The organism is Polaribacter marinus, from assembly GCF_022662535.1.
Taxonomy (GTDB): domain Bacteria; phylum Bacteroidota; class Bacteroidia; order Flavobacteriales; family Flavobacteriaceae; genus Polaribacter; species Polaribacter marinus.
Genome location: NZ_JAKQYM010000002.1, coordinates 184,429 through 209,349, shown reverse-complemented (window position 1 = coordinate 209,349; position 24,921 = coordinate 184,429). Strand labels below are relative to the sequence as shown.

General features: G+C 29.2%; 22 protein-coding genes. 13 read left to right on the top strand and 9 right to left on the bottom strand.

What is annotated here, in order from left to right; genetic code table 11:
* Position 1: 1 nt before the first annotated feature.
* Positions 2 to 637 (top strand): acyloxyacyl hydrolase, encoded by a 636-nt coding sequence (locus tag MC378_RS04130; protein ID WP_242177459.1) that lies wholly within the window; start codon positions 2 to 4, stop codon positions 635 to 637.
* 60 nt (positions 638 to 697) lie between these two features.
* Here MC378_RS04130 and MC378_RS04125 read toward each other — a convergent pair whose 3' ends face one another.
* Positions 698 to 1,171 carry a Dps family protein gene (locus MC378_RS04125; RefSeq protein WP_242177458.1) on the bottom strand — a complete coding sequence of 158 codons (474 nt, stop codon included), beginning with the start codon at positions 1,169 to 1,171 and terminating at the stop codon, positions 698 to 700.
* 105 nt (positions 1,172 to 1,276) lie between these two features.
* On the opposite strand from MC378_RS04125, the gene MC378_RS04120 reads away from it, so the two are divergent.
* A complete protein-coding gene (locus MC378_RS04120; protein ID WP_242177457.1) occupies positions 1,277 to 2,218 on the top strand; it encodes a hydrogen peroxide-inducible genes activator in 942 nt (313 codons plus the stop codon).
* 95 nt (positions 2,219 to 2,313) lie between these two features.
* Here the strand turns inward: MC378_RS04120 and MC378_RS04115 are convergent, their stop codons facing one another.
* Positions 2,314 to 3,933, bottom strand: a complete 1,620-nt coding sequence (locus MC378_RS04115) for an ABC-F family ATP-binding cassette domain-containing protein (RefSeq protein ID WP_242177456.1) — start codon at positions 3,931 to 3,933, stop codon at positions 2,314 to 2,316.
* Positions 3,934 to 4,122: 189 nt separating this feature from the next.
* Here MC378_RS04115 and MC378_RS04110 point away from each other — a divergent pair, with 189 nt between their 5' ends.
* The gene (locus MC378_RS04110; RefSeq protein WP_242177455.1) at positions 4,123 to 5,514 is read left to right on the top strand and encodes a hypothetical protein; all 1,392 of its coding nucleotides are present in this window, start codon (positions 4,123 to 4,125) and stop codon (positions 5,512 to 5,514) included.
* 147 nt (positions 5,515 to 5,661) lie between these two features.
* Positions 5,662 to 7,485, top strand: a complete 1,824-nt coding sequence (locus tag MC378_RS04105; protein ID WP_242177454.1) for a DEAD/DEAH box helicase — start codon at positions 5,662 to 5,664, stop codon at positions 7,483 to 7,485.
* Positions 7,486 to 7,596: 111 nt separating this feature from the next.
* Here MC378_RS04105 and lpxD read toward each other — a convergent pair whose 3' ends face one another.
* The gene (gene lpxD / locus MC378_RS04100; RefSeq protein WP_242177453.1) at positions 7,597 to 8,592 is read right to left on the bottom strand and encodes a UDP-3-O-(3-hydroxymyristoyl)glucosamine N-acyltransferase; all 996 of its coding nucleotides are present in this window, start codon (positions 8,590 to 8,592) and stop codon (positions 7,597 to 7,599) included.
* 281 nt (positions 8,593 to 8,873) lie between these two features.
* Here lpxD and MC378_RS04095 point away from each other — a divergent pair, with 281 nt between their 5' ends.
* From MC378_RS04095 to MC378_RS04085, 3 genes are all read left to right on the top strand, one after another.
* A complete protein-coding gene (locus MC378_RS04095) occupies positions 8,874 to 9,479 on the top strand; it encodes a DUF6134 family protein (protein WP_242177452.1) in 606 nt (201 codons plus the stop codon).
* On the top strand, positions 9,476 to 10,912 hold the full coding sequence (gene cls, locus MC378_RS04090) for a cardiolipin synthase (RefSeq protein WP_242177451.1): 1,437 nt from the start codon (positions 9,476 to 9,478) through the stop codon (positions 10,910 to 10,912). Before MC378_RS04095 ends, cls begins: the two co-directional genes overlap by 4 nt.
* A gap of 73 nt (positions 10,913 to 10,985) precedes the next feature.
* Positions 10,986 to 11,753, top strand: a complete 768-nt coding sequence (locus MC378_RS04085) for a patatin-like phospholipase family protein (RefSeq protein WP_242177450.1) — start codon at positions 10,986 to 10,988, stop codon at positions 11,751 to 11,753.
* Positions 11,754 to 11,821: 68 nt separating this feature from the next.
* On the opposite strand, the gene capB is transcribed toward MC378_RS04085, so the two are convergent.
* The 3 genes from capB to MC378_RS04070 all read right to left on the bottom strand — a co-directional run bounded on the left by capB (position 11,822) and on the right by MC378_RS04070 (position 16,387).
* The gene (gene capB / locus MC378_RS04080) at positions 11,822 to 13,069 is read right to left on the bottom strand and encodes a cysteate-C-fatty acyltransferase (RefSeq protein ID WP_242177449.1); all 1,248 of its coding nucleotides are present in this window, start codon (positions 13,067 to 13,069) and stop codon (positions 11,822 to 11,824) included.
* A gap of 76 nt (positions 13,070 to 13,145) precedes the next feature.
* Positions 13,146 to 14,144 carry a cysteate synthase gene (capA, locus tag MC378_RS04075; protein ID WP_242177448.1) on the bottom strand — a complete coding sequence of 333 codons (999 nt, stop codon included), beginning with the start codon at positions 14,142 to 14,144 and terminating at the stop codon, positions 13,146 to 13,148.
* A gap of 143 nt (positions 14,145 to 14,287) precedes the next feature.
* Positions 14,288 to 16,387 carry a S9 family peptidase gene (locus tag MC378_RS04070; RefSeq protein WP_242177447.1) on the bottom strand — a complete coding sequence of 700 codons (2,100 nt, stop codon included), beginning with the start codon at positions 16,385 to 16,387 and terminating at the stop codon, positions 14,288 to 14,290.
* 136 nt (positions 16,388 to 16,523) lie between these two features.
* Between MC378_RS04070 and MC378_RS04065 the strand changes: the two genes are divergently transcribed.
* Together MC378_RS04065 and MC378_RS04060 are read left to right on the top strand one after the other, a co-directional pair.
* The gene (locus tag MC378_RS04065) at positions 16,524 to 16,847 is read left to right on the top strand and encodes a YbaB/EbfC family nucleoid-associated protein (RefSeq protein WP_242177657.1); all 324 of its coding nucleotides are present in this window, start codon (positions 16,524 to 16,526) and stop codon (positions 16,845 to 16,847) included.
* Positions 16,848 to 17,053: 206 nt separating this feature from the next.
* Positions 17,054 to 19,534: an AsmA-like C-terminal region-containing protein gene (locus MC378_RS04060; RefSeq protein ID WP_242177446.1), complete on the top strand. Its 2,481-nt coding sequence runs from the start codon at positions 17,054 to 17,056 to the stop codon at positions 19,532 to 19,534.
* 66 nt (positions 19,535 to 19,600) lie between these two features.
* On the opposite strand, the gene MC378_RS04055 is transcribed toward MC378_RS04060, so the two are convergent.
* Both MC378_RS04055 and rocD read right to left on the bottom strand, forming a co-directional pair.
* Entirely contained in the window at positions 19,601 to 20,041 is a 441-nt protein-coding gene (locus MC378_RS04055; RefSeq protein ID WP_242177445.1) for a DUF5362 family protein, read from the bottom strand.
* 33 nt (positions 20,042 to 20,074) lie between these two features.
* Positions 20,075 to 21,313, bottom strand: a complete 1,239-nt coding sequence (gene rocD, locus MC378_RS04050; RefSeq protein WP_242177444.1) for an ornithine--oxo-acid transaminase — start codon at positions 21,311 to 21,313, stop codon at positions 20,075 to 20,077.
* A 199-nt stretch (positions 21,314 to 21,512) separates the two neighbouring features.
* Here rocD and rlmD point away from each other — a divergent pair, with 199 nt between their 5' ends.
* Complete coding sequence (gene rlmD, locus MC378_RS04045) at positions 21,513 to 22,973, top strand: 23S rRNA (uracil(1939)-C(5))-methyltransferase RlmD (protein WP_242177443.1); 1,461 nt, start codon at positions 21,513 to 21,515, stop codon at positions 22,971 to 22,973.
* 8 nt (positions 22,974 to 22,981) lie between these two features.
* Here the strand turns inward: rlmD and MC378_RS04040 are convergent, their stop codons facing one another.
* Positions 22,982 to 23,326, bottom strand: a complete 345-nt coding sequence (locus MC378_RS04040) for a hypothetical protein (RefSeq protein WP_242177442.1) — start codon at positions 23,324 to 23,326, stop codon at positions 22,982 to 22,984.
* A 111-nt stretch (positions 23,327 to 23,437) separates the two neighbouring features.
* Between MC378_RS04040 and MC378_RS04035 the strand changes: the two genes are divergently transcribed.
* The 3 genes from MC378_RS04035 to MC378_RS04025 are packed head-to-tail and all read left to right on the top strand — an operon-like array spanning position 23,438 to position 24,891.
* Positions 23,438 to 23,728, top strand: a complete 291-nt coding sequence (locus MC378_RS04035) for a 4a-hydroxytetrahydrobiopterin dehydratase (protein ID WP_242177441.1) — start codon at positions 23,438 to 23,440, stop codon at positions 23,726 to 23,728.
* 1 nt (position 23,729) lies between these two features.
* Positions 23,730 to 24,212, top strand: coding sequence for a DUF6452 family protein (locus MC378_RS04030; RefSeq protein ID WP_242177440.1), 483 nt, complete (start codon positions 23,730 to 23,732; stop codon positions 24,210 to 24,212).
* Positions 24,193 to 24,891: a DUF6048 family protein gene (locus MC378_RS04025; RefSeq protein WP_242177439.1), complete on the top strand. Its 699-nt coding sequence runs from the start codon at positions 24,193 to 24,195 to the stop codon at positions 24,889 to 24,891. Before MC378_RS04030 ends, MC378_RS04025 begins: the two co-directional genes overlap by 20 nt.
* Positions 24,892 to 24,921: the final 30 nt, after the last annotated feature.

Below are 24,921 nucleotides of genomic sequence, written 5' to 3'. Positions count from 1 at the left end.
TATGAAAAACAAATTGTGTTTTTTTTTAATATTTGTTAGTTTATATTGTTATGCTCAAGATTCTAAAAAGGGAGTATTAAACATTAAAAAAATTGGTTTTTTATACAACTACGCTAATAAAAAAAACTTTTTGTTTGATGATAAAGATTACGCTTACCATACAAATACCTATAAACTTCAAGCTTTTTACTATTTAGGAAATTGGAAATCGCTTGATTTTGATTTAATTGTTCAACCACAAGTTCAGGTTATAAAACATCAATTAATAAATAAGTATTTTATATTACCAAACGAAGATCATTTTCAAGAAAAAATAGCGGAATTTAGCAAACTAAAAACCATGCATATTTATGCTTTAGAACTAGGTTTTGCTGTAAAAAAACAGCTTTTATCAAAACTAGAATTACAACTAACTATTGGTTTAGCTCTAGCTACAATTGATACAAGAACAGAGCGTTTAGCAAAAGGTTTTACTTTTGTAGAAAATGGCTCATTAGGGTTAAATTACCAAACTTTTAATAAAACAACTCTATATTTGGGTACTAATGTTGGTCATGTTTCAAACTTTGATACAAAATCACCTAATAACGGTTACAGTATTTTAGGTATAGAAGTTGGAGTCAGCTATAAATTATAATAAAAAAGGAACTCAATTTGAGTTCCTTTTTTTATTATTTGTTTATAAAATAATTTTCAATTATTTACCTAACCAAGAATTTAACATCCAAATTGTTTTTTCTTGTTCTGCAATAAAGTCACTCATCATAGAGTTTGTTCCTTCATCATCTGCTTCTCCAGCCAAATCTAAAATTTCTCTTTCTATTTTTAATAATTCTGAAAGAGAATTTACAACAAGTTCTACCCCTTCTACATCATTAGAAATATTTTTTCCTACAGGTACAGAAGCATTCTCTATATAATCTGCAAATGTATGTAAAGGTTTTCCTTGTAATGTTAAAATACGCTCTGCTATGTCATCAATTTTAATTTGAGAATCAGTATAAAACTCTTCAAATTTCAGATGTAATTGAAAAAAATTCTTTCCTTTAATATTCCAATGTAAACCTCTTAAATTTTGATAATAAATTTGAAAATTGGCCAACAATCCATTTAATTCATTCACTAAATTTGCTGATTCTTTTTTGTCTAATCCTAATATTGTTTTGTTCATTTTACCTCTATTTTAATTGATACATCAAATTTAATAGAAATTTAATAAAATATTGTATAATAATTATTGATAGTTTTAATATCTTTATCAAAATTTTTTATACAAATGACAATTACCCAATTAAAATACGTTTTATCTGTTGCAGAATATCAAAACTTTACAGTTGCAGCAGAGCATAGTTTTGTTACGCAACCTACTTTAAGTATGCAAATTCAAAAATTAGAAGATGAATTAGATGTAAAAATTTTTAACAGGTCTAAGAAACCAATAGAATTAACAGAGGTTGGTAAAAAAATTGTAGAACAAGCAAAAGTTATAGTTGATGAGAGCAATAGAATCATAGATATTGTACATCAGCAAAAAGGATTTATTGGTGGTGAATTCAAATTAGGAATTATTCCAACCATTATGCCTACTTTATTACCAATGTTCTTAAATAATTTCACTAAAAAATATCCTAAAGTAAAATTAATTATTGAAGAATTAACTACCGAAGAAATTGTAAGAAAATTAACAGACGGCCATATAGATGCTGCAATTGCTGCAACTCCTCTAGAAAGCGAAGCTATCAAAGAAAGACCTTTATACTATGAACCTTTTGTTGGTTTAATACCTCAAAACCATAGGCTTTTTAATAACAAACAGATAACGGCAGATGAGTTAGAAATGAATGATATTTTACTTTTAGAGGATGGGCATTGTTTTAAAGACAGTATTATAAATTTATGTAGAACCCATAAAACTGATAACAAAAAAAGATTTCAATTAGAAAGCGGAAGTTTTGATACCTTAATAAAACTCTCTAAAGAAGGTTTAGGAATGACACTTCTTCCTTATTTGCATACATTAGATTTAAATGATGTAGATAAAAGCCATTTACGAGAATTTACGAGTCCACCACCTGCAAGAGAAGTCAGTTTAATTTATCATAAATCTCAATTAAAAATGCAACTTATAGAAGCTCTAAAAAACACGATAGATGGTGTTATTAGAGGTGCAATTTCTTTTTCTGATGTAAAAATAATTAGTCCTTTGCAAAAGAAATAAAAACTTAACTGCAAAGTCGCAAAAAAAATCGCAAAGTTCGCAAAGAAATTATCTACGTACTTTGCGATTTTTTTTACGCACTTTACGTTTCAAAGTTAAGAATACATTTTATCTCTTAGTTCTTTTATTTTGGGATCAGATAAATATTCATCAAAAGTAGCATACCTATCTATAACACCTTTTGGTGTTAACTCTATAATTCTATTAGCAACTGTTTGTGCAAACTCATGATCATGAGTAGAAAACAACACGGTTCCTTTAAAGTTTATTAATGCATTATTTAAAGATTGTATAGATTCTAAATCTAAGTGATTGGTTGGTTCATCTAGCACTAAAATATTAGCTCTTTTCATCATCATTCTAGATAACATACAACGCACTTTTTCTCCTCCAGAAAGTACATTACTTTTCTTTAAAGCTTCTTCTCCAGAAAAAATCATTTTCCCTAAGAAACCTCTTAAATAAACCTCTTCTCTTTCTTCTTCAGTTTGTGCATATTGTCTTAACCAATCAACCAAGTTTAATTCTCCATCTTGAAAAAATGATGAATTATCTAAAGGCAAATAAGACTGAGTTGTGGTAACTCCCCAAGAAAATTCTCCGCTATCTGCTTTTTCATTATCTGTTATAATTTGATAAAAAGCAGTAATAGCTCTAGAATCTTTAGAAATAACAGCAACTTTATCTCCTTTATTTAAATTGATATGTACATTGTCAAATAATTTTTGTCCTTCAAACTCTTTAGACAAGTCTTCTACATTTAAAATTTGATCACCAGCTTCTCTATCTCTCTCAAAAATAATAGCAGGGTAGCGTCTACTTGATGGTCTAATATCTTCCACATTTAACTTGTCGATCATTTTTTTACGAGAAGTAGCTTGTTTAGATTTAGCCATGTTGGCAGAAAATCTTCGGATAAATTCTTCTAATTCTTTCTTTTTGTCTTCTGCTTTCTTATTCTGTTGTGCACGTTGTTTTGCAGCTAACTGACTAGATTCATACCAAAATGTATAATTACCAGAATAATGATTTATTTTACTAAAATCTATATCAGAAATATGTGTACAAACAGCGTCTAAAAAGTGTCTATCATGCGAAACTACAATTACACAATTTTCAAAATTTGCGATAAAATTTTCTAACCAAGCAATCGTTTCAAAATCTAAATCATTGGTAGGCTCATCCATAATTAATACATCAGGATTCCCAAAAAGTGCTTGTGCTATTAAGACACGTACTTTTTGTTTACCATCTAAATCTTTCATTAATGTATAATGTAAGTCTTCAGAAATACCTAAATTAGATAACATGGCAGCAGCATCAGAATCTGCATTCCAACCATTCATTTCTTCAAAAACTATTTGAAGTTCACCAATTTTTTCTGCATTTTCATCTGTATAATCTGCATATAGATCATCAATTTGTTTTTTAATTTTAAACAAATCTTTATTACCCATTACTACGGTTTCTAAAACAGGAAATTCATCAAAAGCATAATGATCTTGTGTTAACACAGACATCCTTTTACCTGCTTCTAAATGAACTTGTCCAGATGTTGGCTCTTGTATGCCTGAAATAATTTTTAGGAAAGTAGACTTTCCCGCTCCATTTGCGCCAATAATTCCGTAGCAATTTCCTTGTAAGAATTTTGTATTTACTTCATCAAATAATATACGCTTTCCAAATTGTACAGATAAATTAGAAACTGATAACATAATCTTGTTTTTAAATTTTGTGCAAAAGTACGAATTAGATTTGTCTTTTTACAACTGAAGTTCAATTGGATTTTTGTAAAGTAAATTTTGAATTTTATTCTTTTTTTAAGAACTATTTTAACAATGAATTAACAACTTAAGGGCAATGAATACTTAAATTTGTTATAGCTATTTTTAGCTTATTTAAATATGGGAAAAAGAATATTTTTAAACATTTTATTAATTCTAAGTCTTGTACTTATTGTTAGTTGTACTGAAGACAAAAACAATAAAGACACCTACTTTGGAGGCAAAATTATCAACCCAAAATCAAATCACGTGATTTTGTTTTCTATGGGAAAAGTAATTGATACCTTTTTTTTAAATGGTAAAAACAACTTTCTAGGGAAAATAAAAAATGCAAATGAAGGTTTGTATTATTTTACTCATGGCACAGAAAACCAATATATTTATATTGAAGAAAGCGACAGTTTAATGCTTCGTTTAAACACTTGGGACTTTGATGAATCTTTAGTTTATGCAGGTAAAGGAGCGGAAAGAAATAATATTTTATTAGATTGTTTTTTAGAAGATGAAAAAAGCAATCGCTTTTTTTATGAGTTAAATACACAAAAGCCTGCAATTTTTAAACAAAAAGTAGATTCTCTATTAAATTTAAAAAATGCAACCTATCAAAATTACTTAGAAAATCATCCCGAAGAAACTATCGGATTTAAATCTCTATTAAAAACAGCATTAACTTATCCTCTATTTACAAGAATAGAAAGATACCCTACACAATATGTCTATCAAACAAAGTCTAAGGTTTTTCCTAAAATAGAAAGTACTTTTTACAGCCATAGAAATGTTATTAATACCAATAACGATTCTTTAATGTACTATTATCCTTATTCTAAATTTATTAGAAGTTATTTATATAATTTAACCTATTCTCTAGGTCACTTACCAATGACTAACGAATACTCTTCTGATTTTACTGTAGATTTATTAAAAACCATTGATAAAAAAATTAACGCGAAAGATTCAAAAAATGCTTTTTTAAAGCAAACCGTTATTGGTCATTTTTACACAAAATCTAGTTGTAATGTTAATAAAGCGGCTTTTGATACTTTTTTTAAGTTAAGTTCTAACAAAGAAGATAAAACAAGAATACAAAAACTTTTAAAAGACAATGATTATATTAAAAGAGGTGAACCTTTAGAAGATTTTATTATCACAAACTTAGCTAATGGTAAAGTTTCTGTAAAAGAAGTTATTAAAAAGAAAAACACCCTTTTACTTTTCTGGAGTCTAGAACATTACTCTAAAAGCTATATTTCATCAAGAGTAAACTTTTTATCTAAAAAGTTTCCAGAAGTAGAATTTATATTAATAAAATTTGGAGAGAATACTCCTGATAGAATTCGAAATATAGATATAAAAACACAATTTTATGTAGATAGCAATAGTGCAGCAAATAATTTTTTAACTAGTAAAATGTCTCGTACAATTTTAGTAAATTCTAAAGGAATTGTAAAAAACGGATACGCATCTATTTCTTCTAAAAATATATACCAGCAACTTCGCAATTTAAAAAAATAATAACTAATCTCATATAAAACTTGCTATCTATTTAATTTACTGTACCTTTGCACGGTTTTATTTTTGAGGTTACCTCAATAGAAAATTAAGTCGAAATATAATCGGGTTTGCAGGTTGGGCGTTCTGTGAATCCACAAAAACACAGTAATGTCAACATTTTTAGAATTAGGTTTAAAAGAACCTATCAACAGAGCATTAACAGATTTAGGTTACGAAAAACCAACTGTTATTCAAGAAAAAGCAATTCCGCAAATTATTTCATCAACAGACGATTTAAAAGCATTTGCACAAACAGGTACAGGTAAAACTGCTGCTTTTAGTTTACCAATATTAGAACTATTAGATACCAACAGTAAAAACGTACAAGCAATTATTTTATCACCAACAAGAGAACTAGCAGTTCAAATTGGTAATAACATCAAAGACTTTTGTAAATACTTACCAGATGTAAAAGTAACTACCGTTTATGGTGGTTCTAGTATGGAAGATCAAATTAGATCTTTAAAAAGAGGTTCTCAAATTGTAGTTGGAACTCCTGGTAGAACAGTAGATTTAATAAACAGAAGAGCATTAAAACTAGGAAACGTTCAATGGTTAGTCTTAGACGAAGCTGATGAAATGTTAAACATGGGTTTTAAAGAAGAATTGGATAAGGTTTTAGAAGCAACTCCAGAAACAAAGCAAACTTTATTGTTTTCTGCAACTTTTCCAAGAGAGGTTGAAGCAATTGCTAGAAACTACATGACCAAACCAGTAGAAATTACTTCTGGTGAGAAAAATTCTGGTTCAGACAATGTAAGTCATGAGTATTATTCTGTTACAGAAAGAACTCGTTACCCTGCTTTAAAAAGAATTGCAGATTTAAATCCTGATATTTATGCAATTATTTTTTGTAGAACTCGTAGAGAAACACAAGAAGTTGCAGATAATTTAATAAAAGACGGTTATAGTGCAGATGCTTTGCATGGAGATTTATCTCAAGCGCAAAGAGATTCTGTTATGGGAAAATTCCGTAAAAAAACCATTCAAATATTAGTGGCTACAGATGTTGCAGCTCGTGGATTGGATGTTACCGAATTAACACATGTTATAAACCATAAGTTACCAGACCAGATAGAAAACTATACCCATAGAAGTGGAAGAACTGGTAGAGCTGGAAATACAGGAATTTCTATTGTGTTAGTAAATGGAAAAGAAAAAGGTAAATTACGCCAGATAGAAAGAATTATTAAGAAGAAGTTCTTAGAAGGTAAAGTTCCTTCTGGTAAAGAAATTGTTCAAAATCAATTAATGAATTTAATTGATAAGGTTCAAAACACGGAGGTAAATGAATCTGAAATGGAGGAATTTTTACCTAGTATTTATGAAAAACTAGAATCTTTAGATAGAGAAGAATTAATCAAAAAATTTGTTTCTTTAGAATTTAATACAATGTTAAAGTATTATGAAAACTCTAAAGATTTAAATGATTTATCTTCTAGAGACAATTCTAGAGCGAGAACAGAAAATGAAAACATGACTCGTTTCTTTATTAATATTGGAAGAAAAGACAGTCTAAATCCTGCTAAATTAATTGGTTTAATTAACGATCAAAACATAGGAGATAAAATAGAAATTGGAGCTATCGATATTTTAGATACATTTTCTTTCTTTGAAATTGATAAAAATTACGAAGACAAAACATTAGACGCTTTTGCTAGCAATCAACCTGATTTTGATGGACGCTCTGTAAACGTAGAAATTACGAAAAAAGAACGTTCTGGTGGTGGACGAAGAGGTGGTAAAAAACCTTTTGGTAAAAAAGATGGTGGTTTTGGAAGACGCAGAAGTTCAGAAGGTTCATCTTCATCTAGAAGAAGTAGTGATAGTGGAAGAGGAAGATCTGACAGACGTAGCTCTGATAGACCTGATAGAAGTTCTGGTGGAGATAGAAAATCTAGCGGTTTTGGAAGAAAACGTAAAGAAAGTTAATCTACATAAAACATAAGTTTAAACCTCATCATTTAATGATGAGGTTTTTTTATACCAAAACTTTATATGTATCGCTTGAAATTGATGATTCGTTTATCCATCAATAAAATTTTATTTATTTTTTACAATCCTTCTAACAGTAGCCCATTGTTTTAACATGTCTCTAGCATCTTGAGCAGGATAACCCAAAACAGTCTTTCCAGCTTCTACATCACCAATAACTCCAGAACCTGCACAGATAGTAGCACCAGAATGTATGGTTGTGTGATCTTTTATAGAAGCACTTCCCCCAATAATAACTCCATCTTCTAAAGTTACAGAACCTGCAAGACCACTATGCCCTGCCATAATACAAGATCGTCCCATAACACTATTGTGTGCTATTTGCACAAGATTGTCAATTTTACAACCATCACCTATAATTGTAGAACTAAATTTTGCTCTATCTACACATGAATTTGCTCCAATTTCAACAGAATTTCCAATAATTACATTACCTATATGGGGTATTTTAACCAATTGCTGACCATCTTCACTTGGTCTATATCCAAATCCGTCTGCTCCAATACTTACATTTGTATGAAAAATACAATTACTACCTATAATACAACGTTCGCGTATAACAGTACCAGACCAAACAATCGTATTATCACCGATACAAGTTTCATCAAACACACAAACATTAGGGTACAACACTACATTCTTCCCTAATTCAACATCTTTCCCCAAATAGCAGTTCGCACCAATTTTAGAACCTTTCCCAATTTTAGCTGTTTTGTGTATAACAGCTGTTGGGTGTATCTCTGTTTCAAAAACTGGAGGCATTAATGTAAATAGTTCTAGTACCTTTGCCATCGCTAAATCTACATTTTTTACTTTAATAAAAACACGATTATCTCCAGGTAAAATTTCAACATCCTTACTTACAAGAGCTGCACACGCTTTAGAATCCTCCCAATATTTAGTGTATTTTTTACTTCCAATAAAGGTTATCTGATTCGCATTTGCTTTTTGTATTTCTTCAGGCCCTATAATTGTTTGATCTGTATCACCAATTAGTTCTCCTTTTAGAATATTATTTATTTCACTTATAGAATAAGATGTCATTTATTATTTTTGATATTGATTAGTAAGATTTTTTAAATTTAATTAAAATAAACTGAATCAGAGGTATAATCTATTACAACCTTCATTTATACTTAATATTATTTGTTAAATACGATTCAATTAACTTTTATAATTGTTTCCTTATTTATAAATTAATTGCTTGTTAACTTTTTAGTACTTTTATTCTTTTAAGTAAAATAAACGTAAGTATTAAAGCTGATGTAAATCTGTTTTATTCTCTTTTAAAATTGTAATTTGTAACAAATTCATTGTACTATTTTATGATACGAATTTTAATATTCTACCTGTATTTTATAAACTTAGGAAATACTATCCAAACTTCTCAAGAAAAATTAATATTTGATATTATCCACAGAAACAAAGTAATAGGAATTCTAGAAGCAACTAAAATTAACAATAACGCTAAAACGTATTATAAAAGTTCTACCACTATTAATACTAGAATTATAAAAGATATTGAAGTCAATTATAAATACGATGTTACTTTTAATACTAATTTCTTAACATCATCTAATGTCAGTATTACAGTTAATGAAAAATTGCATACTAAAACAGTTACCAAATGGAATAAAAATAGCTATCAAGTTATAAAAAATAGAAATAAAGAAAACAGCATAAAGGATACCATCACCTACTCTACTATTCAATTATATTTTAAAGAACCTAGAAATATTAGCAAGTGTTTTTCTGAACAAAACGGAAAATTCAATTCCATAATAGCCATGGGAAATCATATTTATAAAAAAGTAAACCCTAAAGGCAACCAAAACTTATACTATTATGAAAATGGACTTCTAAAAAAAGCTGATATAAACGGAGGCCTTATTCATTTTAAAATCATTAAAAAGCAAACAATTAAACCATGACTATAGCACTTATTCTGTATTTTACTTTGGCTTTTGCTATAACAATTAGGTTGTTAATTTATGGTATTAGACCCACAAAAACTTTGGCATGGCTATTAGCTATTTTTACAGTACCTGTTGGAGGCATGCTTTTTTATTTTGTTCTTGGACGCAATAGAAGAAAAAATAAATTTTATACTAGCAAAAAAAACAAAGAAATCTTACAGTATTATGCAAAAAATGACAACTCTTACAATTCTTTAAGCAATAATAAAAACACCTCTACTCTTGCCTCTATTAAAACGCATATAAAAATTGTAAAACTAATAACAAAAGGATCTAAGTTCCCACCAACAAATGGAAACGAATTATTACCATTAAAAAATGGAAAAGCAACCTTTAAAGCTATTTTGAAATCTTTAGAAGAAGCCGAAAAATTCATTCATATTCAATATTATATTTTTGAAGAAGGTGATTTAGCAGAAAAATTCAAATCCATTTTAATACAAAAAGCAAAAGCGGGTGTTGAAGTTCGTTTTCTTTACGATGCTTTAGGTAGTAGAGCATTAAGCAATACTTACATAAACAGTCTTAAATCAGAAGGGATAGAAGTTTATAGTTTTTTACCTATGAAACTAGGTAAGCTACTTTCTTCAATTAATTATAGAAACCATAGAAAAATTATTATTGTAGATGGAATTACAGGGTTTACTGGAGGTATTAACGTCTCTGATAAATATATAACCGGAGATCCTATTCTAGGAAACTGGTATGACATGCATTTACAATTAAAAGGTCCTATAGTAAATAATTTACAAGCTGTTTTTGCAATAGATTGGAGTTTTGCGAGCAGCACAAACCATTTACTAAATCCTAAATACATCATAAAACATTTAACAGTAGGTAAATCTATAGCTCAAATTGTTGCAAGTGGTCCAGATTCTGATTTCTCTTCTGTTCAGCAACTTTACTTTTCAATAATTAATAGTGCAAAAAAATACGTTTATATAACCAATCCTTATATTATTCCTGGAGAAGCTATACTAGAAGCACTTCAAGTTACAGCCATGAGTGGTGTAGATGTTCGTTTGCTCTTATCTACAAATTCAGACAGTTTTTTAGTGAAATGGAATGTACAATCTTATTTTGAAGGTTTGTTAGAAGCCGGAGTTAAAATTTTTTTATATCCAGATGGTTTTTTACACAGTAAAGTAATTGTTTCTGATGATGCTCTAACTTCTATTGGAACTGCTAATTTAGACATTCGAAGTTTTGAACAAAACTACGAAGTAAATGCCCTTATTTACGATAGTAAAATAAGTACAGAATTAAAACAAGATTTTTTAATAGATTGTGCAAAAAGTAGCGAAATAAATTATCAAAAATATCTTAAAAGACCAAAAACAGATCGTCTAAAAGAAGGTATTGCAAAAATATTTAGTCCTGTTTTATAAGTAACAATTTATAATCATAAATTATTTGTAATCATCTTACTACATTTGTAATGTAAACTAAATTAACTTAAACATGAATATAGGTTTAGTCCTTTCCGGAGGTGGTGCACGAGGCGCAGCACATATAGGAGTTATAAAAGCATTAGAAGAATATAACATTACTCCAACACATATCTCGGGAACAAGTGCAGGAGCTATTATTGGAGCTTTATACGCCGCTGGTGTAGATTGGTCCGAAATGTTGAATTTCTTTAAAACCATATCAATATTTCAAACAAGCAGATATGCACGCAACAAACCAGGGTTTATAAATTCGGAAAAGTTTTATGATGATCTTAAAAAATATCTTCCAATTGATGATTTTTCTGCTTTAAAAAAGCCTTTATTCATAACCGCCGCAAATGTGATTGATGGATCTTTAAAAATATTTAGTAAAGGACAACTTATCAAACCTATTATTGCTTCGGCTTCATTCCCAGGTGTTTTTACACCAACTGAAATAAATGGAAAATTCTATATAGATGGAGGAACTTTAAATAATTTTCCTGTAGAACCACTACAAAAGGAATGTGATAAAATCATAGGTGTATATGTTAATTTCTTAAAAAAAATTAGTATTAAAGATTTGAAACACTCTTATAGTGTTGTAGAAAGAGCCTATAAAATTAAAGTAGCATCAGAATCTATGTTAAAATTTCCTGCTTGTGATTTGATTATTTCACCAGAAGAATTAAATAAATATGGAACTTTTGAGATGAATAGTATTGATGCAATTTTTAATCTAGGATATATTACCACAAAAAAAATATTAGAAGATAAAAAAGAACTTTTCTTTAACTAACCTTTTAAACACAAAAAACCTCACAGTACTGTGAGGTTTTTTTTACTATTACTATAGTATTAAAAAATTTACATCATTGAAGCTGCAATTTTTTTATAAGTTCCATTTTCTAACAATTTTCTTATAGCAGAAAATGCAGTAATGGTTTCATCTATATCTTCTTGTGTATGGGTTGTTGTAGGTATTAATCTTAAAATAATTAATCCTTTTGGAATTACAGGATACACAACTATAGAACAAAAAATACCATGATTTTCTCTTAAATCATTTACCATAGCCATAGCTTCTGGAATATCTCCTTTTAAATATACCGGTGTAATACAAGTTTGTGTAGTTCCTAAATCAAAACCAGCATTACGCAACCCAGATTGTAAAGCATTGGTATTGATCCATAATTTTTCTTTTAATTCTGGCATTGTACGCAACATATCTAAACGTTTTAATGCTCCTTTTACCATTGCCATTGGCAAAGATTTTGCAAACATTTGAGAACGCATATTATATTGTAAATACTGAATAATATCTTTATCTGCAGCAAAGAAAGCACCAATACCTGCCATAGATTTTGCAAATGTTGCAAAATAAATATCTATTTCATCTTGTACTCCTTGCTCTACACCAGTTCCTTTTCCATCTTTTCCTAAGGTACCAAAACCATGTGCATCATCAACTAACAATCTAAAATTGTAATCTTTTTTAAAGGAAATGATTTCTTTTAAACGACCTTGCTCTCCACGCATTCCAAAAACTCCTTCAGAAATTACTAAAATTCCTCCACCTGTTTTTTCTGCCATTTTTTGAGCACGTTTGATGTTTTTTTCAAAACTATCCATATCGTTATGACGATATACAAAACGTTTCCCAGCATGCAAACGAACACCATCTATAATACAAGCATGTGTGTCCATATCATAGACAATAATATCATTTTTAGTAACTAACGCATCTATAGCAGACACCATCCCTTGATATCCGAAATTAACTAAGTAAGCAGCATCTTTTTCTACAAATTCTGCACATTCGCGCTCTAATTGTTCGTGATATGGAGTATGACCAGACATCATTCTAGCTCCCATTGGGTAAGCCATTCCATGTTCTGTTGCCGCAGCTCCATCTGCTTTTAATACTTCTGGATGATTTGCCAAACCTAAGTAATCATTAATACTCCAAGTAACTACTTTCTTTCCATTGAAAGACATTCTATTAGAGATTGGTCCTTCTAATTTAGGAAAAACATAATATCCTTCTGCTTTTTCTGCCCATTTTCCTAAAGGCCCTTTATCTCCTTTTATTCTTTCAAATAAATCTTTCGTCATGTTCTTTGTTTTATTTTTTACGAATTGCAAATAAACCGCTTTTTTTGCAGTATATCAAATTTTGAAGATTACAATGCTATTCTATAAAGCCTTGTTCTTTCATCCAAACATCACTATAAATTTTATTCATGTAACGAGAACCGTGATCTGGAAAAATTAAAACAACAAAACTATCTTTAGAAAACATATTTAAAGAAGCATACTGTTTGGTAGCTTGTAATACTGCTCCGGAGGTATATCCTGGAAAAATCCCTTCTGCCTTTACAATTTCTCTTGCCGCAAAAGCTGCCTCTTTATCCGATACTTTTTCGTAAACATCAATCACGTTAAAGTCGGTTGCAGTAGGAATTAAATTTTTCCCCAAACCTTCTATTTTATAAGGCTTTACTTCGTTAAGGTCTAATTTTCCTGTTTCGTGATACTTTTTTAGTACAGAGCCCACAGCATCTACTCCTAAAACTTTAATATTTGGATTCTGTTCTTTTAAATACTTTCCTGTTCCTGAAATGGTTCCTCCTGTTCCACTTGCTACAACTAAATGTGTTATTTTACCTTGGGATTGTTTCCATATTTCTGGCCCAGTTGTTTTGTAATGAGCTTCAATATTTAATTCATTAAAATATTGGTTGATATATACAGAGTTAGGTGTTTTTTTATGAATAGCTTTTGCTACTTCATAATAAGATCTTGGATCTTCTGGGGCAACGTTTGCAGGACAAACATGCACTTCTGCACCCATCGATTTTAACATATCTATTTTATCTTGCGATGATTTATCACTAACTGCTAATATACATTTGTATCCTTTTACAATACTGATCATTGCCAAAGAAAACCCGGTATTTCCAGAAGTAGTTTCTACAATAGTAGCACCTTTTTTTAGAATTCCTCTTTTTTCTGCGTTTTCTACAATATGCAAAGCAATTCTATCTTTTGCAGAGTGCCCTGGATTAAATGCTTCTAATTTAGCGTAATAAGAACCTTGTAAATTTTTTGTTATTTTGTGAAGTTTAACTAATGGAGTTTCACCAACTAGTTCTAAAATTGTATTTGTAATACCTTGATTTCTTGTCATTCCTTATATTAAAAACACCATTACGAGTATGAATGACGAAGTAATCTAACATATTAAAGAGAGATTGCTTCGTTTTGCTTGCAATAATGCTTACATTTTTTCAATCAGATGCAAAAGTACGCTTTAGAATTGAAATAGAAAATCTAACTCTCTAATTTATCTTCTAATGCAATTAAGAAAGTATACATTTTAGCGGTTTCTTTTAATGCATCAAAACGACCAGAAGCTCCACCATGACCTGCTTCCATATTGGTTTCTAAAAACAATAAATTATTATCTGTTTTTAATTCACGAAGTTTTGCAACCCATTTTGCAGGTTCCCAATATTGTACTTGAGAATCATGCAATCCAGTTGTAACCAAAATATTAGGATATTCTTTGGCCTTTATTTGATCGTAAGGTGAATACGATTTTATATAATCGTAATATTCTTTATCGTTTGGATTTCCCCATTCATCATATTCTCCTGTTGTTAACGGAATACTATCATCTAACATCGTAGAAATAACATCTACAAAAGGGACAGCCGCAATAATTCCGTTATACAATTCTGGATTCATATTTACAATGGCTCCCATTAATAATCCACCTGCAGAACCGCCCATTGCATATAAATGTTTGGCAGACGTATAATTATTTTCTATTAAATATTTAGAACAATCTATAAAATCTGTAAATGTGTTTATCTTTTTTAACATTTTTCCATCTTCATACCATTCTCTTCCTAAATATTGACTTCCACGAATATGTGCTAATGCATACACAAAACCTCTATCTAACAAGCTTAACCGTGTTGTCGAAAAATTATCAGGAATTGTTGCACCATAAGAACCGTATGCATATTGTAGTAATGGTGTATCTTTATTTAACTCCGTATCTTTATGATATACTAAAGAAATAGCTACTTTTTTTCCATCTCTAGCTGTAACCCAAACTCGCTTACTTAAGTAATTTTCTTTTTTAAATTTTCCTCCTAAAACTTCTTGTTCTTTTTTAACTTCTTTGCCTTGAGTTTTCATATTAAAATCGATCACAGAACTTGGTGTTGTAAACGAATTGTATGAATACCTAATTATTTCTGTATCAAAATCTGGATTAGCATATACACCAACAGAATAGGTTTCTTCGTTAAAAGGCAAATAGTAATCTTCTTTTTTATCCCAACGTATAATACGAATTTTACTTAACCCTTGGGTACGTTCTTCTACTACTAAATAATCTTTAAAAATAGAAAAATCTTCTAGCAAAGTATCTGCTCTATGCGGAATTACATCTTCCCAATTCTCTTTTGAAGTTTTAGAAATCGGCGTTTTCATCAACTTAAAATTAATTGCGCCATCTTTATTGGTTAATAAATAAAAATGATCTCCAAAGTGAGAAACACTATATTCTAAATCTCTTACTCTTGGTTGTATAATCGTAAAATCTCCTGTAGGATTATCGGCATCTAAGTATTGAGCCTCGGTAGAAACAGTACTATAAGAACCAATAATAATATATTTGTTTGATTTAGATTTTGTTACATAGGTTCCAAATGTATCATCTTCTTCATGAAAAACTTCTACATCTTCTGATGTTGGCGTTCCTAAAACATGCCTGTAAATCTTTACACTTCTTAGTGTTACAGGATCTTTCTTTGTATAAAAAATGGTCTTATTATCATTTGCCCATACAGAACCCCCAGTTGTATTTTCTATAACATCTTTATAAATTTCGCCAGTTTCTAAATTTTTAATTCGTAAAAAATATTGTCTTCTACTAACTGTATCTGTTGCAAAAACTACTAATTTATTATCTGGAGAAATATTTAAGCCTCCTAGCTGAAAATAATCAAACCCTTTTGCTTCCTCATTTACATTAAAAATTAATTCTGCTTTTGCTTCTAAACTTCCTTTTTTTCTACTATAAATGGGATATTGGTTCCCTATTTCATAGCTTGTGATATAAAAATATCCATTGTCTTTATAAGGTACAGAAGAATCATCTTCTTTAATTCTACCTTTCATTTCTTGAAATAGTTTTTCTTGAAAATCTTTAGCATAATCTGTTACCTTTTTGTAATATTTATTTTCTTCTTCTAAATAATTAACTACTTTTTGAGTTTGTTCATCTTTAACTTCAGCATTTTTCTGTTCATCAGACAAACGCATCCAGAAATAATTATCTATTCTAACATCTCCGTGTTTTTCTAATTTTATAGGTTGTTTATCTGCAATAGGATAATTAGCATCTGTACTTTTCATGGTTTCATTTTTACAAGCGATTGCAAAAATAAGACTTAATACTATGCTAGAGATAAATATTTTTCTCCTTTTTAACTGTTTAATTATATCTGTGAATTCACTAATTTTGTTGCTTATTAAATTAAAAATAAAATCGATGTTTGGAGACTTGTCTGGAATGATGCATAAATTAAAAGAAACACAACAAAAAGTAGAAGAAACAAAAACTAGACTAAACACAGTTTTAGTTGATGAAGTTGCTGCCGACGGAAAAATTAAAATAACACTAACTGCTAATAGAGAAATAAAAGCAATTTCTATTGATCCTTCTTTACTTTCTGATGCTGAAGAGTTAGAAGACTATCTAATACTTACCTTAAATAAAGCCATAGAAAAAGCAACTAAAATTAATGAAAACGAAATGGCCATAGCTGCAAAAAGTGGTATACCTAATATTCCAGGAATGGATTTATTTAAATAGATATTTAACTTTATATAAACAAAGTTATGTTTTAAAGAGATTACTTTTGCCTTTTGTAATTTTAATAATGATATTGATCCGTGAAAAAGCATAAAACAAACAAATCTCTTTTAAAAAAAATACTCAAAAGTTTTTCTATAACTATATTAGTATTATTAATCTTATTGGTTTCTGTTCCTTTTTTGTTTAAAGACAAAATTGTACAAATGGTAACCAATACCATTAACAATAATATAAATGCTACAGTTACTTTTAGTGATGCTGATTTAAGCTTTTTTAAAAGTTTTCCGCAAGCAAGCTTAACAGTAAAGAATATTGCTGTTATCAATAAAATTCCTTTTGAGGGCGATACTTTATTTAGTACACAAACATTAAGTCTAAATATGAGTATTACCGAACTTTTTAAGAAAGCAGATGAAACCATCAACTTAAAAAGCATTGTTACTTCTAACGGAAAAGTAAATGTTCTTATTAATAAAAACAATATTGCTAATTTTGACATTGCTTTAAAAAATACCACATCACAAAACACAGAAAATAACAATTCTTTTTCGTTTAGTATTCAAGAATATACTGTTGATAATTTACAATTTAATTATGTTGATGAGAGTTCTAAGATAAAACTTCAATTAGATAATATTTACCATACTGGAGAAGGTAATTTTGCCAATGAGGTACTAGACTTAGATACTAAATCTAAAGCCAAAGTATCTTTTTACATAGACAATGTAAACTATCTTAAAAACGTTGCTATTTCTTTAGATGCAGTTTTAGGTATCGATCTTAAAAACTCTAAATATTCTTTTAAAGAAAACACCGCTTACATCAACCAATTACCATTAGAGTTCAATGGTTTTATTCAATTAAAAGAAAAAAGCCAATTGTATGATTTAAGTTTTAAAACTCCAACATCTTCATTTAAAAATGCTTTAGCTTTATTACCTGAACAATATTCTGGTAATTTAAAATCTATTCAAACAGAAGGTAATTTTAATATGAATGGAATTGTAAGTGGAAGCTTGTCAGAAAAGACAATTCCAACTTTCAACATCTCATTATCTTCAAAAAATGCGATGTTTAAATATGCAGATTTACCCAAAGCTGTAAAAAATATTAACATAGATTCTAAGTTTGTTAACAAGACTGGAAATATAAAAGACACTTATGTTAATTTAAATCACCTGAACTTTAAAATTGATGAAGATGTTTTTTCTGCAAACGGAAATGTATACAATATTACCACAAACCCCAAAGTAAGCTTAGTGGCAAATGGTGTTATTAATTTAGCTAATATCAACAAGGTATATCCTATAAAATTAGAAAATGAGTTAGCAGGAATTTTAGAAGCAAATATTACAACGAGTTTTGACATGAATTCTGTAGAAAAAGAAAACTATCAGAATATAAAAAATAAAGGAAACATTGCTTTAAGTAACTTTAAATATGATGGAAAAGATGTAGCAAACCCATTTTTAATTGATAAAACATCTATTTCTTTTAATACAAACTCAATCAAATTAAATGAATTTAATGCAAAAACAGGAGCTTCCGACATTGCAATAAATGGTAACTTAGATAACTTTTACGGATTCTTATTTAAAAAACAAGAATTAAAAGGAAGTTTCACTTTAAATTCGAGCAATTTAGAAGTCAATGATTTTTTATCTAAAGATGCTAAAACTGATGAAAAAACTATAGAATCGGCCTTAAAAGTTCCTTCTTTTTTAAATGTAAAGTTATCTGCAAAAGCACAAAAAGTTGTTTATGACAACATCAATCTTACAAATGTTTCAGGAATTGTTTTCATTAAAGATGAAACCATAAACCTACAAGACCTAAAATCTGATGTATTTGGAGGTAATATTGGTTTTAGCGGAAACGTTTCTACAAAAGGAGAAACGGCTAGTTTTAATATGGATTTAAACCTAAAAGAATTAAATATTTCTGATTCTTTTAGTAATTTAGAAATGCTAAAATCTATAGCTCCCATAGCAAAAACCATAGAAGGAAAAATAAACTCTACAATAAAAGTATCAGGGCTTTTAAACAATGATATGACTCCCAACTTAAAAACAATTTCAGGAGATTTGTTAGGACAATTATTAAATACTAAACTAAAAGCAAGTAATTCTAAAGTATTAAGTCTTTTAGGTCAGAAAGTAAGTTTTTTAGACATCAACAAATTAAATTTGCATGAGGCTACGGGACTATTTTCTTTTAAAAATGGAGAAGTATCTGTAAAACCCATCAAATTGAATTACCAAGATATTGGTATTCAGTTATCAGGTAAACATGGTTTTGATGAAACAATGAATTATGATGTTGTTTTTGATGTACCTGTAAAATATTTAGGAACAGATGTTACTAGTATGATTGCGAAACTCACCCCTAAAGATGCAGCTACGGTTAAAAGTCTTCCCATTAAAGGAAAACTTTTAGGAAGCTTCTCTAGTCCTAGTTTTACCACCAATATTAAAGATGCAACCTCTAACTTGGTAAAAGAATTAGTTGAGAAACAAAAACAAAATCTTAAGGATGAAGGAAAAGATAAACTAAAACAATTATTAGGATTAGATAAAAATGATTCTATCAAAAAAGACTCTACCACCAATACTAAAGATAAGATTAAAAATGTTTTAGGAGGTCTTTTTGGGAAAAAGAAAAAAGATACCACTAAACAAAATTAACTATTTATAAAGCATAAAAAAAGGAAGCAAATGGCTTCCTTTTTATGTAACTTCTTTATTAATGTTTTATGCAAGAGCAACTCCCATCATAGAAATAATAAAGATTAAAGCATATAATGATAAAAGTATTATTGTAAAAACCCCAATAAACTTATAATGAGACTTTAGCATTTCAAAAGCATCAGAAAGAGTTTCATCATTTTTTGTTAATAAAGCTAATTTCATTTTCTTAGAAAACTTAAATAAATAAAAGATTGGGAAAAAGTAAAGTATAGCCATAATTAAATAAATAATAGTCATAACCATTCCTAAATCAAAAGGAACCTGTTTTGCTTCTGGAATATCATTAAAAATTGCTCCTGCAAAAATGGCTAGTAAGACTAAAAAACCTAGACTAATAAAACCTACTATGGATAAGAAAAAAGACCATTTTGCGGTTTCTTTTAAAAAGCTTTTAGATCTACCATTTAGTGTTAATTGTTCTAATTGTGTAATAGGGTTTTCCATAAAAAATTTAGTTAGTTAATTATTCTTTTTAAATTAAAATTCAGAAATTGTTTTTTTAATTATCGCAATACAATCTCTCAATTGCTCTTCATTCATTACCAATGGTGGTGCAAAACGAATAATATTTCCATGTGTAGGTTTTGCTAACAAACCATTGTCTCGTAATTTCATACAAATATCCCAAGCAGTAGAACTATCTTCTGTATCATTAATTAACACAGCATTCAACAGTCCTTTACCTCTTACAGATAAAACTAAATCATTCGTTTCTGCAAAAGCAGCTAATTCAGATCTAAATATTTTTCCTAAAAATTCTGCATTGTCTGCTAATTTCTCATCTGCAATCACTTCTAAAGCAGCAATGGCTACAGCAGCAGCAATAGGATTTCCACCAAATGTAGATCCATGATTTCCTGGTTTTATAACATTCATGATATTATCATTTGCTAAAACAGCAGAAACAGGGTAAGCACCACCACTTAACGCTTTACCTAGAATTAAAACATCTGGTTTTACGTTTTCATGATCTACAGCTAACATTTTACCGGTTCTAGCAATCCCTGTTTGTACTTCATCAGCAATAAATAAAACATTATGCGCTGCACACATTTTTTTTACTGCAGCTAAATATCCTTCTGAAGGCACATAAACACCAGCTTCCCCTTGTATCGGTTCCACTAAAAATGCTGCAATATTATTACTACTTTCTAAAGCTTCTTGTAACGCTTGTAAATTATCGTATTCAATTTTAATGAAACCTTTTGTGTAAGGACCAAAATTCTTTCTAGCCACAGGGTCATTAGAAAATGAAATAATCGTAGTTGTTCTACCATGAAAATTATTTTCACAAACTATAATTTCTGCTTTATTTTCATCAATCCCTTTAACTTCATATGCCCATTTTCTAGACAACTTTAAAGCCGTTTCTACAGCTTCTGCTCCTGTATTCATTGGCAAAAGTTTATCAAAACCAAAAAGTTCTGTAGCAAATTTTTCATACTTCCCTAATACATCATTATAAAATGCACGTGAAGTAAGTGTTAATGTTTTTGCTTGATGAACCATTGCATCCACAATCTTAGGATGGCAATGCCCTTGATTTACAGCTGAATAAGCTGATAAAAAATCATAATATTTGTTTTCTTCTACATCCCAAACATAAACACCTTCCCCCCTACTCAAAACCACTGGGAGTGGATGATAGTTATGGGCTCCATATTTGTTCTCTAATTCAATTGCTTCTTGCGAAGTAAGCTTGTTTAAAACAGTCATTTTTTATTGTTTTATATTGATAAAATAACCATTCCTGTTCTACCTTTATTCTTTCAGTATAAACTGAAAATTCAGCGTGGGAAAGAAATCATCCTCGAAGTTGTACAAAAGTAATAAAATAATTCATTTATTAAATCAAATCATTTTATAAAACAATGGTAATAATTTCGTTAATTTTGCAAACCAAAATAATTGAAAAATGCCACGTAGAGAACGAAACAAATTTGTAAAGAAGAATCAAGTTTTAGAATTAAAAATTGAAGATTACGCTTTTGGAGGGAAAGGAATTGCTAGAATAAAATCTGAAGAAGGAAGTTTTGTCATTTTTGTTCCTAACACTTTACCTGGTCAATTGGTTAAAGCACAAATTAGCAAATCAAGTAAAAATTACGCAGAAGCTAAATTAATCGATGTTTTAAAACCTTCAGAAGATGAAGTAGAAGTACCTTTTCAAGACATTCCTGGTGCGCCATACATTCAATTACCTATTGATTTACAACATCAATATAAAAAAGAAAGTACTTTATCTCTTTTTAAAAGAATTGGTAAAGTAGAAAATATTGAAGATCTTTTTGACGAATTTGTAACTTCTCCAAATGTATTTCATTACAGAAATAAAATGGAATACGGTTTTTCTGCTATTGGTTACGATAGAATTAATAAAACAGATAAAGACGAATTTACGCTAGGTTTTAAAAGACGTGGTGTTTGGTGGATGGGTGATAATTTAGAAAAAGATTCTGGTTTGTTTGACAAACAAATGGAAGACAACCTAAAAAACATTAGACAATATTGTATAGAAACAGGCTTAGAACCATGGCACGGACCGAAAAAAACAGGTTTCTTTCGTTATTTTGTCGTAAGAAAATCATTTAAAACAGATGAGTTATTATGTAATTTGGTAACTACTTCTCCTGAATTGGGAAATTTTGATTTGCAAAAATTCGCAAACTTTCTAAAAGATATTTTTGGAGATCGTTTAGCTGGTTTACTACACACCATTAATGATGAAACTGGAGACAGAACTATTGCTACTGCTGGTAGTTTAGATTTAGTTCACGGAAAAGATAAAATTGTAGAAGAATTGTTAGGCTTAAACTTTGAAATTAGCATGAAAAGCTTTTTTCAAACCAACCCTAAATGTGCAGAAAAATTATATGCTAAAGTTGTTGAATATGTCTTAGAAGACAAAACAAAAGTAGACAATACAGTGGTAATGGATTTATTCTGCGGAACCGGAACCATAGGACAAATAGTTGCTTCTAAAAGTAAAAATGCCAAAATTGTAGGGGTAGATATTGTTGCCTCTGCGATTGAAGATGCAAAAAAGAATGCTAAAAGAAATAATATTAAAGGTTTGCAATTTTATGCTGCAGATGTAGGAAAATTTTTAATTGCACATCCTGAATATCAAGATAAAATTAAGACTATTATTTTAGATCCTGCTAGAGCAGGAATTGCCCCAAAAACCTTGCAAAAAATCATCAATTTAAATGCAGATAGAATGGTGTATGTTTCTTGTAATCCGGCAACACAAGCTAGAGACACCGAATTATTAAGAGAAGCAGGTTATTTTATAAAGAAAATTAGTTTGGTAGATCAATTTCCACATACATCACATATAGAAACTGTTGTTTTATTTGAAAAAATAGTTTCCTAAAAAATAATTTAATGCCATCTAGTACAATGCACAACAAACTTATATTCTCCTCCAGAATATGGGCTTGTTTTGTAGTAGGCTGTAAACACACCTTTATTTAAATAAGTTTGACCTAATCGATCTCTCCACCTCTCTTCTTGATACTTAATATTATTCCCTTTACTATCTTTTATATAAATTTTACCAGATTCATACTTACTAGTATTTTTATTATATACATAATATAAAACTTCGTATGTAGCGCACTGCCCACCATTACTTTTATTATAATTTGATAGCGCAGAACTCACTTCAGCACAATTATAAAAAGCTAAAAAACTAAATAACAAAACTGTTTTTTTAATTGTTTTCATAAATTAAATTTTGATGGCAATAAAATTAACATTAAAAAACCTTCTATGAAATACCTATAATTAGGTATTTTTAGTTTCTTTGTAAGAAATTAATAGTTAAATAATCGAGCAATGAAAAAACTTACCGATTTCGAAATAGAAAAAAAATTAGAATCTTTAGAAGATTGGGATTTTTACGATGACGCAATTCACACAGACTTTGAGTTCGATAATTTTAAAGATTGTATGTCTGCTATGAATAGAATTGCTTTTGAATGCGAAGCATTAAATCATCATCCAGAATGGACAAACATATACAATACATTAGACATCACTCTAAAAACACATGATGCACAAGGTGTAACTGAATTAGATTTTAAATTAGCAGAAGCTATTAATAGAATTGTTGAAGTAGAAGAATAATATGAAAAAACAAATTTTAAATCTTTTAGTCCTAATTACTATAGTTTCTGCTTGCGAAAAAGATGATTTCTGTACACAAAATCCTGTAACTCCCAATTTAGTTTTACGCTTTTATGATAATACAGATAGAACTACTCTTAAAGAAGTAGAACGTTTTTCTATCATTGCGCAAGGAAATACAGATAGCCTTTACACAAACCAAACTACAGATAGTATTGCAATACCGTTAAATTCTTTAACTACAGAAACTATTTACACATTAAAAATGAATAATATTGATGGAGTAACTACAAATAATCAAGTAGCAACTTTTACCATACAATACACCACAGAAGAAGAATATATTTCTCGCTCCTGCGGATTTAGAGTTATTTTTAATAATGTCTCTTTTTCTTCAAATAGCTCTTGGATTCAAGATTTTACACCAAATACATTAACAACAATAAACAATCAAAATGCAGCACATGTTCAAATATTTCATTAGCGTTTGCTTTCTTTTTGTTTTTGTTGATGGATTTTCACAAGACAAAAAAGAAAAAGATACAATTGTATACAAATCTCCTTATGGATTACGATTAGGAGTTGACATTAGTAAGCCTATAAAATCTACAATAGATGGTACTTATAGTGGTTTTGAAATTATAGGTGACTATAGAATATCTAAACGCTTTTTTATAGCTGCAGAAATTGGCTATGAAAAAGAAACAACAGCAGAAGATTATACAAACTCAACTGCCAAGGGGAGTTATGCAAGACTAGGTTTTAACTATAATGCATTCGAAAATTGGCTAGATATGAACAACGAAATTTTATTAGGTTACAGATATGGTTTTAGCATGTTTGATCAAACATTAAACAGCTACACTCCAAACGTTACAAACCCAGAAACTGGAATCTATTTTCCTGCAAATACAATTACCACACCAATAACAGATTCTAATTTAAATGCACATTGGTCTGAGTTTGTTGTTGGCATAAAAGCAGAAACATTTAAAAACTTCTTTATTAGTTTTAGCGTTTCTTATAAAGTTTTAATGAGTATAAAAGATCCTGAAAATTTTAAAACTTTATATGCACCTGGATTCAACAGGATTTTTGAAAGTAACACCGGTTTTGGTTTTAACTATACACTATCCTATTTAATTCCATTTACAAAAAAATAAAAATTAAAAGAATTGCTATTTATTTTTTAG